This window comes from Streptomyces sp. KLMMK, assembly GCF_036961605.1.
In the GTDB taxonomy this organism is placed as follows: Bacteria; Actinomycetota; Actinomycetes; order Streptomycetales; family Streptomycetaceae; genus Streptomyces; species Streptomyces telluris.
The window spans coordinates 1-13,841 of record NZ_JBAMDC010000164.1; the positions used below are offsets into that span (position 1 = coordinate 1).

The 13,841-nt window shown below is 74.5% G+C and carries 2 protein-coding genes; both read right to left on the reverse strand.

From position 1 onward, the window contains the following. On the reverse strand, positions 1 to 3,501 hold a 3,501-nt coding region (locus V7793_RS21850; RefSeq protein ID WP_336009048.1), incomplete at its 3' end, for a type I polyketide synthase. 46 nt (positions 3,502 to 3,547) lie between these two features. Next, positions 3,548 to 13,841, reverse strand: a 10,294-nt coding sequence (locus V7793_RS21855; RefSeq protein WP_336009050.1) for a type I polyketide synthase, incomplete at its 5' end; no start/stop codon positions are given.

Genomic DNA, 13,841 nt, shown 5'->3' on the forward strand with positions numbered 1-13,841 from the left:
ACCCGTACCGCCGGTGATCAGGACGGTGCCCCGGGGCTGCCAGTGGCGGGTGGCCGGGCGGGCCGGCGCGTGGGCGAGCCGCCGGGCGAAGACTCCGGAGGCGCGGACCGCGAGCTGGTCCTCGTCCCACCCGCCCGCCTGCGCCTGTGCCAGCACTCCGGCGAGGCGTGCGGCGGTCCGGTCGTCGACGGTCTCCGGCAGGTCGATCAGGCCGCCCCAGCGCCGGGGCAGTTCCAGGGCGACCGTGCGGCCCAGGCCCCAGACCTGGGTGTGCCGTGCGTTGCGTACGGCGTCGGAGCCGCTGACGGCCACCGCGCCGGAGGTGAGGCACCACAGCGGTGCGTCGACGCCCGCGTCGCCCAGGGCCTGGACGAGCAGCAGGGTGGGCAGCACGGGGTCGTCGGTGAGGAGCAGGGAGAGCACGCCGTCGACCGGTCCGAGCCCGTTCAGCTCCCGGGCCAGGCCGTCGCGGTCGCTCGCCGCGCCGACAGCCAGGGTCTGCACATCGGCGCCGCGGGCGGTGAGCGCGGTACGGACCGCGGCGACCTGCTCGTTGTCCTCCTCCGGCACGGCCAGCAGCCAGGTGCCGCCGAGTCCGGCCGGAGCGGGCTCGCCCAGGCGCTTCCACGATTCGCAGTAGCGCCAGGCTTCGGACGCGGACTGCTCCTTGCGCTGCCGCCGCCACGACGACAGGCGCGGCAGCACATCGCTGAACGCGTCCTCGGCACGGATGTCCAGGGTGCCGGCGAGCGCCTCCAGATCCTCGCGCTCGACGGTGTCCCAGAACTCCGCTTCCACCGGATCCGCCGTCGCGTCAGCGGCTTCCGGAGCGTCCACCCAGTACCGCTCGTGCTGGAACGCGTACGTCGGCAGATCGGTCGTCCGGGCGCCGGAGAAGAACACGCTCCAGTCCACGGCGACGCCATGGGTGTGCAGCTGTGCGAGGGCCGTGACGAGGGCCTGTCGCTCGGAGCGGTCGGCGCGCAGGACGGGGACGGTGACCGCGCCGTCGTCCAGGCAGCCCTGGGTCATCCCGCTCAGGACGCCGCCGGGGCCGATCTCCACGAAGGTGGTCACGCCCAGGTCGTGCAGGGTCTGCACGCCGTCGGCGAAGCGGACCGCCTCGCGGACGTGGCGGACCCAGTACTCGGCCGTGTACGCCTCGACGATCCGCCCCGTGACGTTGGAGACGACCGGGAGCTGCGGTGCGCTGAAGGACAGGCCCCGGACGACCTCGGCGAAGTCCTCCAGCATCGGGTCCATCAGCGGCGAGTGGAAGGCATGGCTGACCTTCAGACGGGAGGTCTTGCGCCCCTGCTCGGTGAAGACCGCTGCGATGTTCAGGGCCGCTGTCTCGTCACCGGAGATCACCACCGACCGCGGTCCGTTGACCGCGGCGATGCTCACCCCGTCGGTGAGGTGCGGAAGGACCTCGTCCTCGGTGGCCTGGACCGCCACCATCGCACCGCCCGCGGGCAGCGCCTGCATCAGCGCGGCACGGGCGGACACGAGCTTCGCCGCGTCCTTCAGTGAGAGCGCGCCGGCCACGTGCGCCGCCGCGATCTCGCCCACGGAGTGGCCCCCGACGAAGTCGGGCCGGACCCCCCAGGATGCGAGGAGCCGGAACAGCGCCACCTCCACGGCGAACAGCGCGGGCTGGGTGCACCCGGTCTGGTGAAGCGTTTCGGCATCGACGTCGACGGGCGCGTCCAGATGCGCGCACACCTCGTCGTAGGCCTCGGCGAAGACGGGGAACGCCTCGTACAGCTCACGGCCCATGCCGATGCGCTGCGAGCCCTGACCGGAGAAGAGGAACCCGGTCTTTCCACCGGCGGGGCGCCCCAGCAGCACACCGGGCGACGGGGCTCCGGCGGCCAAGTCCCGCAGACCGTGCAGGAGTTCCTCACGGCCCTCCCCCACCACCGCGGCCCGGTGGCGCAGGGCCGCCCGGGTCGTGGCCAGCGACAGTCCGACGTCCGCCGACGATACGTCACCTTCGGCGACGGGCAGCAGCGCGGCCGCCTGGGCCTGCAGCGCCTCGTCGCTCTTGGCGGAGAGCACCCAGGCCAGGGGGCCGGCGGCGGGAGCCCCGGCGGGCTCCTCGTCGAAGGCCGGGGCCTGTTCGATGATGGTGTGGGCGTTGGTGCCGCTGACGCCGAAGGACGAGACGGCGGCCCTGCGCGGGTGGTCGGACTCCGGCCAGGCGACGGCATCCGTCAGCAGGCGGACGTCACCGGCCGTCCAGTCCACGTGCGGGGTCGGCTCGTCGACGTGCAGGGTCTGCGGCAGGACGCCGTGACGCATCGCCATGACCATCTTGATGATCCCGCCGACGCCCGCAGCAGCCTGCGAGTGCCCGATGTTGGACTTCAGCGAACCCAGCCACAGCGGCCGGCCCTCGGGCCGCTCGCGGCCGTACGTGGCCAGCAGGGCCTGCGCCTCGATCGGGTCCCCCAGCCGGGTTCCCGTGCCGTGCGCCTCCACCGCGTCGATCTGGGCGGGAGACAGGCCGGCCGAGGCCAGGGCCTGGCGGATGACCCGCTGCTGCGCGGGCCCGTTCGGCGCGGTCAGGCCGTTGGAGGCGCCGTCCTGGTTGACGGCGCTGCCGCGGACGACGGCCAGGACCCGGTGCCCGTTGCGGCGGGCGTCCGAGAGCCGCTCCACCAGCAGCATGCCGACACCCTCGGCCCAGCCCGTGCCGTCCGCCCCGGCGGCGAACGGCTTGCACCGTCCGTCCGGTGCCAGTCCGCGCTGGCGGCTGAATTCGACGAACGCGGTGGGCGTGGTCATGACCTGGACACCGCCGGCCAGCGCCATCGAGCACTCGCCGCCGCGCAGCGCCTGGATCGCCCAGTGGAGCGCCACCAGCGACGACGAGCAGGCCGTGTCGACGGTGACCGCCGGTCCCTCCAGGCCGAAGGTGTAGGCGATGCGGCCGGACATCACGCTGGCCGAGTTGCCGGTCCCGACGTGGCCGTCGGAGGCCTCGCCGGCCACGCCGAGCAGGAGGTTGACGTAGTCCTGGTAGCCGGAGCCGACGAAGACTCCGGTGCGGCTCCCCCGCACCGACTCCGCGTCGATGCCGGCCCGCTCGAACGTCTCCCACGTGGCCTCCAGCAGCAACCGCTGCTGCGGATCCATCGCCACGGCCTCACGCGGGCTGATCCCGAAGAACCCCGGGTCGAATTCCCCCGCCTCGTAGAGGAATCCACCGTGCCGCGCGTAGGTCCTGCCCGGCGCCTCCGGGTCCGGGTCGTAGATGCCCTCCACGTCCCAGCCCCGGTCCGCGGGGAACTCCCCGACCGCGTCGCCACCGGAGACCACCAGCTGCCACAGGTCCTCCGGCGAGCGCACGCCGCCCGGATACCGGCAGGCCATGCCGACGATCGCGATGGGTTCCTGGTCCTTCTCCTCGACCTCGCGCAGGCGCTCCCGGACCTGTCGGAGGTCCCCGGTGACGCGCTTGAGATACTCGAGAAGCCTGTCTTCGTTGCTGCTCATCCGCCCCGTCCGTCCTCGGCTGTCGTTAAAGGTAGAGCGCCAAGAACTAGGAATTTTCTAGATCTTGATCGATCAGATCGAAGATGTCGTCGATCGTCGCGTCCTGGAGCTGCCGCTGTGCGTCGGCGGATTCCGCTCCCTGTTCCCCGGCGGAGTTCACCAGGGTCAGCAGCTCCTGCAGGCGCCTCCGCACCCCCGACCGGACCGTCTCCTCGGCGGAGGCGGCCGTCGAGATCACCGACTCCAGGCGGTCCAGTTCGCTGAAGACCGACGCCTCGTCCGGGCCCGTACCGCCGGCGAGTTCGCTCCGCAGGTACCGGGCGACGGCCTCGGGCGTCGGGTGGTCGAAGACCAGGGTCGCGGGCAGGGTCAGGCCGGTGTCGGCGGTGAGCAGGTTGCGCAGCTCGACCGCCGTGAGGGAGTCGAAGCCGAGGTCCCGGAACGCCAGGTCCGGTTCCACCGCCACCGAGTCGCTGTGGCCGAGGACGGCCGCCGCGTGCGCGCGGACCGTGTCCACGAGCAGGCGTTGCTGTTCGTCCCCGGACAGCCCGGACAGCTTCTCCTTCAGCGCGGACGGCTCCGCGTCCTGCCCGGCGGGCTCGTCGGCCAGGGCGTCCCTGACCTCGGGCAGCTCGCTCAGCAGCACGCTCGGCCTGCTGACGGTGAACGGGACGACGAACCGCTCCCAGTCCACGTCCGCCACGGTGACCGCGCCGTCGCCGTCGCTCAGCGCACCGTGCAGCGCGGAGATCGCCCGGTCCGGCCGCAGCACGGTCAGGCCGCGCTGCCGCAGCCGCTCCTCGTCCCCGGCGTCGGCGACCATGCCGCCCTCGCCCCACGGGCCCCAGGCGATCGCGGTCGCGGCGAGGCCCCGGGCCCGCCGGTGCTGCGCCAGGCCGTCGAGGAAGGCGTTCGCGGCCGAGTACGCGGCCTGCCCGCCGCCTCCCCACACGCCGGAGATGGAGGAGAAGAGGACGAATGCGTCCAGTTCCCGGTCCCCGAGCAGTTCGTGGAGGTGTGCGGCTCCCAGGGCCTTCGCGGCGACCGTCGCCGCGAAGTCGCCGAGATCGGTCTCGGCGAGCATGCCCGCCTCGGCGGTGCCGGCCGTGTGGACGACGGCGTTCACCGGGTGCTCGGCGAGCAGCGCGGAGACCGCGTCGCGGTCGGCCACGTCACAGGCGGCGATCGTCACCCGGGCGCCCAGCGCCTCCAGTTCGCTGCGGAGGCCGGCCGCGCCGGGAGCGTCGGTGCCCCGGCGGCTGGTGAGCACCAGGTGTCCGGCGCCCGCACCCGCCAGCCAGCGGGCGACATGGCCGCCCAGCGCACCCGTACCCCCCGTGATCAGCACCGTGCCGCGCGGTGTCCAGGACCGGCCGGTCCGGCCCGCGGGCAGCCGGGACAGACGTCGCCCGAACACGCCGCGGTCGCGGATCGCGACCTGGTCCTCGGCCGACTGGCCGAGCACCGCGACGAGGCGACCGGAGACCCGGTCGTCGATCGTCTCCGGCAGGTCGACGAGACCACCCCAGCGCTGCGCGTGCTCCAGCGCCGCCACCCGGCCCAGGCCCCAGACCTGGGACTGGAAGGGGTCCGCCACCTCGTCGGCGGGGCCGACGCCCATGGCGTTCCGGGTCGCGCACCACAGCGGGGCGCCGACGCCCGCGTCGCCCAGGGCCTGGACGAGCAGGACGGACAGCGCGACGCCGGTGGTCAGGCCTTCGGCCGCCGGGGCGGGCTCGCCGTCGACGGCGAGCAGGGACAGGACGCCCGCCACGGGCTCGTCACCGGCTGCCGCGGCGAGCTGCGCGGCCAGGTCCGCACGGCCGGTGGCCGGCTCGACCGGGACCGGCAGCGGAGCCAGGCCGCGGTCGGTCAGCCCGCGCAGGCAGGCGGTGACCCAGTCGTCGCCGAGCTGCGCAGCGCTGACCGGAACCAGCCATACACCGTTCCGGTCGGCCGGGCTCTGGGGGTCGGGGATCCCTTTCCAGGCGATGCCGTAGCGCCAGCCGTCCACGGTGGACTGCTCTTTGCGCTGCCGTCGCCACGACGACAGCCTCGGCAGGACGTCACTGAACGTGTCCTCGGCACGGATGTCGAGGGTGCCGGCGAGGGCCTGCAGGTCCTCGCGCTCGACGGTCTCCCAGAACTCCGCGTCCACCGGGTCCGCGACCGCCGCCGCAGCAGCGGCTTCCGGCGCGTCCACCCAGTACCGCTCGTGCTGGAACGCGTACGTCGGCAGGTCGACGGTCCGGGTACCGGGGAAGAACGTGCTCCAGTCCACGGGGACGCCGTGCGTGTGCAGGTGCGCCAGGGCCGTGACGACGGCCTGCCGCTCGGGGCGGTCGGCGCGCAGGACGGGCACGGTGACGGCCTCGTCCAGGCAGCCCTGCGCCATTCCGCTGAGGACGCCGCCGGGACCGATCTCCACGAAGGTGGTCACGCCCAGGTCGTGCAGGGTCTGCACACCATCGGCGAAACGGACCGCTTCGCGGACGTGCCGGACCCAGTACTCCGGCGTGTACGGCTCCGCGAGACGACCGGTCAGGTTGGACACCACCGGAATCCGCGGCTCACTGAAGGACAGACCGCCCACGACCGCGGCGAAGTCCTCCAGCATCGGGTCCATCAACGGCGAGTGGAACGCGTGGCTGACCTTCAGCCGGGAGGTCTTCCGACCCAGCTGCGTGAAGACCTCGGCGATCTCCAGCACGCTGTCCTCGGCACCGGAAATCACCACGGACTGAGGCCCGTTGATCGCCGCAATGCCGACGTGCTCGCTCAGGTGCGGGAGCACCTCGTCCTCGGTCGCCTGGACCGCCACCATCGCACCGCCCGCGGGCAGGGCCTGCATCAGCGCGGCGCGCGCCGGCACGAGCTTCGCCGCGTCGTCGAGCGACAGCACACCCGCCACGTGCGCGGCCGCGATCTCGCCCACGGAGTGACCGGCCACGTAATCCGGCCGGACGCCCCAGGATTCGAGGAGCCGGAACAGCGCCACCTCGATCGCGAAGAGAGCGGGCTGCGTCGAACCCGTCCGGTCGAGGTCCTCGGAGTCGACGTCGACCGGGGCATCCAGACGCGCGCACACCTCGTCGTACGCATCGGCGAAGACGGGGAACGCCTCGTACAGCTCACGCCCCATGCCGATGCGCTGCGAACCCTGACCGGAGAACAGGAACCCGGCCTTGCCTCCCGGCCGGCCCTGGACGACGGCGGGCGACGGCATTCCGGCGGCCAGGTAGCCCAGTCCGCGCCGGAAGTCGTCACAGCTCTCGCCGACGACCGCCGCCCTGTGGCGCAGGGTGCTGCGGGTGGTGGCCAGCGAGAAGCCGACATCGGCCGGTGACATGCCGTCCTTCACGAAGGACAGCAGTCGTCGCGCCTGATCGCGCAGGGCTGCGCTGCTCTTGGCGGAGAGCACCCACGGCAGCAGGGCCGGGACCGGGGCCGGGGCCTCTGCGGGCTCCGCGTCGAAGGCCGGGGCCTGCTCGATGATCGTGTGGGCGTTGGTGCCGCTGACACCGAACGACGAGATCGCGGCGCGGCGCGGGCGGTCCGACTCCGGCCAGTCCATGGCCTCGGTCAGCAGCCGTACGTCACCTGCCGACCAGTCCACGTGCGGAGTCGGCTCGTCGACGTGCAGGGTCTGCGGCAGGACGCCGTGGCGCATCGCCATGACCATCTTGATGATGCCGCCGACACCGGCGGCGGCCTGGGCGTGACCGATGTTGGACTTCAGCGAGCCCAGCCACAGCGGCTGCCCCTCGGGCCGCTCCTGCCCGTACGTCGCGAGCAGCGCCTGCGCCTCGATCGGGTCGCCGAGCCGGGTGCCGGTGCCGTGCGCCTCCACCGCGTCGATGTCGGCGGCGGTGAGGCCGGCGGTGGTGAGGGCCTGGCGGATGACGCGCTGCTGCGCGGGCCCGTTGGGCGCGGTCAGGCCGTTGGAGGCACCGTCCTGGTTGATGGCGCTGCCGCGGACGACGGCCAGGACCTGGTGCCCGTTGCGGCGGGCGTCGGAGAGCCGCTCCACCAGCAGCATGCCGACGCCTTCGGCCCAGCCGGTGCCGTCGGCCCCGGCGCCGAACGCCTTGCAGCGGCCGTCGGGGGCCAGGCCCCGCTGGCGGCTGAACTCCACGAAGGCCCGCGGGGTGGACATGACCATCACGCCGCCGGCCAGTGCCATGGAGCACTCGCCGCTGCGCAGGGCCTGGACCGCCCAGTGCAGGGCCACGAGCGACGACGAGCACGCCGTGTCGACGGTGACGGCCGGGCCCTCCAGACCGAGGGTGTAGGCGATGCGGCCGGACATGATGCTCGCGGAGTTGCCGGTGCCGAAGAAGCCCTCGGAGTCGTCGACGGCGTGGAACGCCTGGGCGGCGTAGTCCTGATAGCCGGAGCCGACGAAGACTCCGGTGCGGCTCCCCCGCACCGAGTCCGCGTCGATGCCGGCCCGCTCGAACGTCTCCCACGTGGTCTCCAGCAGCAGGCGCTGCTGCGGGTCCATGGCGACGGCCTCACGCGGGCTGATCCCGAAGAATGCGGGGTCGAACTCCCCGGCCTCGTAGAGGAATCCGCCGCGGCGGGTGTACGTCTTGCCGGACGCGTCCGGGTCCGGGTCGTAGATGCCGTCCACGTCCCAGCCGCGGTCCGCGGGGAACTCCCCCACGGCGTCGCCACCGGAGACCACCAGCTGCCACAGGTCCTCGGGCGAGCGCACTCCACCCGGGTAGCGGCAGGCCATGCCGACGATCGCGATGGGGTCGTCGTCCTCGGCCGCGGCGGTGGCCGTCTCCGGTGCGGCCGCGGCGGCGAGGCCGGTGATCTCGGTGCGCAGCTGCCGGGCGAGTGCGTGGGCGTTGGGGTAGTCGAAGACCAGGGTGGGCGGCAGGGCGAGGCCGGTCTCGGCGTTGAGCTTGTTGCGCAGTTCGACGGCGGTCAGGGAGTCGAAGCCCAGGTCCTTGAACGCCCGGTCGGCCTCGACCTCGCCGGCGCCGTTGTGGCCGAGGACAGCCGCCGCATGGGTGCGGACGAGCTCGACCAGCAGGGTGTGCTGCTCGGTCTCGGGCATCCCGGCGAGGCGGGCGGCCAACGGCGAGGCGGCGGTCGTGCCGGGCTCGCCGGCGGGGTCGCCGGCGCCGAGGATCCGCTCGGCCTCCGGGAGGTCGCCGAGCAGTGCGCTCGGGCGGCCCACGGTGAACGGCGGGAGGAAGCGGTCCCAGTCGATGTCGGCCACGGTCACGGTCGGTTCGCCGGAGTCCAGCGCCTGCCGGAGGCCGGCCACGGCGAGGGCGGCGGGCATCGGGATCAGGCCGCGGCGGCGCAGTCGTTCGTCCGCGCCGTCACTCTCGGCCATGCCGCCGCCGGCCCACGGACCCCAGGCCACGGCGGTGGCGGTCAGGCCCCGGGCGCGCCGTCGTTCGGCGAGCCCGTCGAGCAGGGCGTTGGCCGCCGCGTAGGCGGCCTGGTAGCCGCTGCCCCACAGGCCCGCGATGGAGGAGAAGAGCACGAAGGCGTCGAGCTCCCGGTCCGCGAGCAGGGCGTCGAGGTGCAGGGCGCCGGCTGCCTTCGCGGACAGCACGCCGGCGAAGGCGCCCGGCGTCATGGAGTCCAGCGGCTCCAGGTGGTCCACGCCGGCCGTGTGGACGACGGCGTTCACCGGGTGCTCGGCGAGCAGCGCGGCCAGGGCCTCGCGGTCGGCCACGTCGCAGGCGGCGACGGTCACGCGGACGCCCGCCTCCTCCAGTTCGGCCTTGAGGGCGGCTGCGCCGGCGGCGTCGGGACCGCGGCGGCTGGTCAGCACCAGGTGTTCGGCTCCGGCACCGGCGAGCCAGCGGGCGACGTGCCCGCCCAGCGCACCCGTACCACCGGTGATCAGTACGGTGCCGCGCGGCGACCACTGCTGCCCGGCCCGGCCGTTCCGGCGGGCGGCGGCGTGGGAGAGCCTGCGGCCGAACACGCCGCGGTCGCGGATCGCGACCTGGTCCTCGGCCGACTGGCCGAGCACCGCGGCGAGGCGGCCGGCGACCCGGTCGTCGATCGTCTCCGGGAGGTCGACGAGACCGCCCCAGCGCTGCGCGTGCTCCAGCGCGGCGACCCGGCCGAGGCCCCAGACGGCGTTCTGGGCGGCGCTCGGCGCCGCGTCCGAACGGCCGGTGGACATCGCGGACCTGGTCAGCGCCCACAGCGGGGCGTCGATCCCGGCGTCGCCCAGTGCCTGGACGAGCGCGAGGGTCAGCGCGGTGCCGGCGGAGAGGGCGGGGTGCGCGGGGTGGGGCCGCTCGTCGGTGCCGAGCAGGGAGATGACGCCGTCGAGCGGTGTGCTGCCGGCCGCGTCGCCGAGTTGCCGCAGCAGCGTGCCGCGGTCGGCGGCCGCGTCGACCACGACCGGGATCAGCCGGGCCCCGCGGGCCGTGAGGCCGTCGGCGACGGCGGCGGTCCACTCGGTCTCCCCGGTGACCAGGAACAGCCAGTCGCCCGGCAGTTCGTGCGTCCGCAGACCGCTCAGCGGCTTCCAGACCGCGCGGTAGGACCAGCCTTCCACCGCGGACTCCCGGCGCTGCTGCCGGCGCCACGCGGACAGCCGGGGCAGCACCGCGTCCAGGTGCTCGGCGGGCAGGTCGAGGGTGGTGGCCAGGGACTGGGCGTCCTCGCGCTCCACCGTCTCCCAGAAGCCCGCCTCCACGGCGTCGGTCGCGGCGGCGACGGTGGGGGCGACGGTCTCCAGCCAGTACCTCTGGTGCTGGAAGGCGTAGGTCGGCAGGTCCGCGCGCCGGGCGCCGCGGCCGGCGAAGAACGCGTGCCAGTCGACGGGGACGCCGTGCACGTGGAGCTGCGCGACGGCGCCGGTGATCGCCTCGGGCTCGGGGCCGCCGGGCCGTACGGCGGGTACGGTGACCGCGCCGTCCAGGCAGCCCTGGGCCATGCCGCTGAGCACGCCGCCGGGGCCGACCTCCACGAACGTGGTGACGCCCAGGTCGCCCAGGGTGCGGATGCCGTCGGCGAAGCGCACGGCCTCGCGGACGTGCCGCACCCAGTAGTCCGCCGTGTACGCGTCGATGAGCTCGCCGGTCACGTTGGAGACGACCGGGACGGCCGGCTTCTCGAAGCGCAGTCCGCCGACGACGCGGGCGAAGTCCTCCAGCATGGGGTCCATCAGCGGCGAGTGGAACGCGTGGCTCACGGTGAGCCGGGAGGTCTTGCGGCCCTGCCGGGCGAGGTCCTCGGCGACGGCCGTCACGGCGTCCTCGTCACCGGAGATCACCACCGACGAGGGGCCGTTGACCGCGGCGATGCTCACGGCGCCGGTGAGGAGCGGCAGGACCTCGTCCTCGGTGGCCTGGGCGGCGACCATCGCGCCGCCGGAGGGCAGCGCCTGCATCAGGCGGGCGCGGGCCGTCACCAGCGTGGCCGCGTCCTCCAGGGACAGGACCCCGGCCACGTGGGCCGCGGCGATCTCGCCGACGGAGTGACCGGCCAGGTAGTCCGGGCGTACGCCCCACGACTCCAGCAGGCGGTGGATCGCGACCTCGTGCGCGAACAGGGCGGGCTGGGTGAAGGCGGTGCGGTTCAGCGCGTCGCCGTCCTCGTGGCCGCTCTCGCCGAAGGCCACGTCCCGCAGCGGCCGGTCGAGGTGCCGGTCGAGGTGTGCGCACACCTGGTCGTAGGCCTCGGCGAAGACCGGGAACGCCTCGTGGAGTTCCCGTCCCATGCCGGGCCGCTGGGAGCCCTGCCCGGAGAAGAGGAAGCCGACCTGGCCGGCGTCGGCGCGGCCGAGGACGACGCCGGGAGCGGGCGCCCCCGACGCCAGGGCCCGCAGGCCCTCGGCGATCCGGCCGCGGTCGGCTCCGACCACGGCGGCGCGGTGCTCCAGGGCGGCCCGGGTGGTGGCCAGGGAGAAGCCGGCGTCGGTGAGGGACGGCCCGGTGCCGTCCGCGGTGAGGGCCAGCAGGCGCTCGGCCTGGGCGCGCAGCGCGGCCTCGGACTTGCCGGACAGCACCCACGGCACGGCCGGCGAGGCGACCTCGACCGGTGCGACGGCGGCCGGCTCCGCTTCCGGGGCCTGCTCGATGATCGTGTGGGCGTTGGTGCCGCTGACGCCGAAGGAGGAGATGCCGGCGCGGCGCGGACGGCCGGACCCGGGCCAGTCGACGGCCTCGGTCAGGAGCCGCACGGCGCCCGCCGACCAGTCCACGTGCGGCGTCGGCTCGTCCGCGTGCAGCGTCCGCGGCAGCACTCCGTGCCGCATCGCCATCACCATCTTGATCACACCGGCGACGCCGGACGCCGCCTGGGCGTGACCGATGTTGGACTTCAGCGAGCCCAGCCACAGCGGCTCGTCCTCGGAGCGGTCCTGACCGTACGTCGCCAGCAGGGCCTGCGCCTCGATGGGGTCGCCGAGCGCGGTGCCCGTGCCGTGCGCCTCCACCACGTCGACGTCGGCCTCGGTGAGCCCGGCGGAGGCCAGGGCCTGCCGGATCACGCGCTGCTGCGCCGGGCCGTTGGGGGCGGTCAGGCCGTTGGACGCGCCGTCCTGGTTGACCGCGCTGCCCCGCACGACCGCGAGGACGTCGTGGCCGTGGCGCACGGCGTCGCTGAGGCGCTCGACGAGCACCACACCCACGCCCTCCGCCCAGCCGGTGCCGTCCGCGCCGGCGCCGAAGGCCTTGCAGCGGCCGTCGGCGGACAGCCCGCGCTGCCGGCTGAACTCCACGAACGCGGCCGGTACGGCCATGACGTTCACACCGCCCGCGACGGCCATCGTGCTCTCGCCGTTGCGCAGCGACTGGATGGCCAGGTGCAGCGCGACCAGCGACGACGAGCAGGCCGTGTCGACGGTGACGGCCGGGCCCTCCAGGCCGAACGAGTAGGCCACGCGCCCGGAGACGACGCTCGCGGCGCTGCCGGTGAGCAGGTGTCCCTCGACGCCTTCGGGGACCTGCGGGAGGCCGGCGCCGTAGCCCTGGTAGGACATGCCGACGAACACGCCCGTGCGGCTGCCCTTCAGGGAGGCCGGGTCGATGCCGGCCCGCTCGAACGCCTCCCACGAGGCCTCCAGCAGCAGGCGCTGCTGCGGGTCCATCGCGAGCGCCTCGCGCGGCGAGATCCCGAACAGCGCGGCGTCGAAGTCGCCCGCGTCGTAGAGGAAGCCGCCGTCGCGCGCGTACGTCTTGCCCGGGACGCCCGGGTCGGGGTCGTAGAGGTCCTCGATGTCCCAGCCGCGGTCCTCGGGGAAGCCCGCGACGGCGTCGCCGCCGGACATCACGAGCCGCCAGAGGTCCTCGGGCGAGCCGACGCCGCCGGGGAGGCGGCAGCTCATCGCCACGATCGCGATGGGCTCGTCGCCGTCGGCGGCCGCGCTCCGCTCCTGCGGCGCGGCGGTCTGCGCACCGAGCAGTCCGGCGCGCAGGAACCGGGCCAGGGCGGTGGCGTTCGGGTAGTCGAAGACCAGGGTGGTGGGCAGCTTCAGGCCGGTGTCGGCCGTGAGCTTGTTGCGCAGTTCGACGGCGGTGAGCGAGTCGAAGCCGAGGTCGTTGAACGCCCGGCCGGGCTCGACCGCCGCGGCGCCGTCGTGGCCGAGCACGGCGGCCGCGCGGGTACGGACGAGGTCCACCAGCGTGCGGTCCTGCTCGCCCGCCGGCAGCCCGGCCAGCTTCGCGGCGAGGGCGTTGCCGGCTCCGGCGCCGCCGGAGGCCGGGGCCTCCAGGGAGCGGCGCGCTTCGGGCACGTCGGAGAGCAGAGCGCTGGGGCGGGTGACGGTGAACGGGCCGATGAACCGCTCCCAGTCGAAGTCCGCCACGGTCAGGGCGGTCTCGTCGCCGGCCAGGGCCTGCTGCAGCGCGGAGATCGCGAGGGCGGGCCGCATGGGCGGCAGGCCGCGGCGGCGCAGCATCTCCTCGCCGTCGCCGACGCCGGCCATGCCGCCTTCGGCCCAGCCGCCCCAGGAGACGGCGAGCGCGGTGCGCCCGCGCGCCCGGCGGTACTCGGCGAGGGCGTCCAGGTAGGCGTTGGCCGCCGAGTAGGCGGCCTGGCTGGCGCCGCCCCAAATGCCGGCGCCCGAGGAGAACATGACGAATGCGTCGAGCTCCTGGCCGTCCAGCAGTTCGTCCAGGTGGGCCGCGCCCGCCGCCTTCGCCGACACCGTGCGGGCGAACCCGGCCGGGTCGGAGTCCTCGATCATGACGTGGTCGCCGACGCCGGCGGCGTGGACGACGGCGTTGACCGGGTGCGCGGCCAGCAGCGCGCGCAGGGCGTCCCGGTCGGCCGCGTCACAAGCCACGACGGTGGCGCTCGCGCCGAGTTCCTCCAGCTCCGCGACGAGTTCGGCGGCGCCGGGCGCGTCC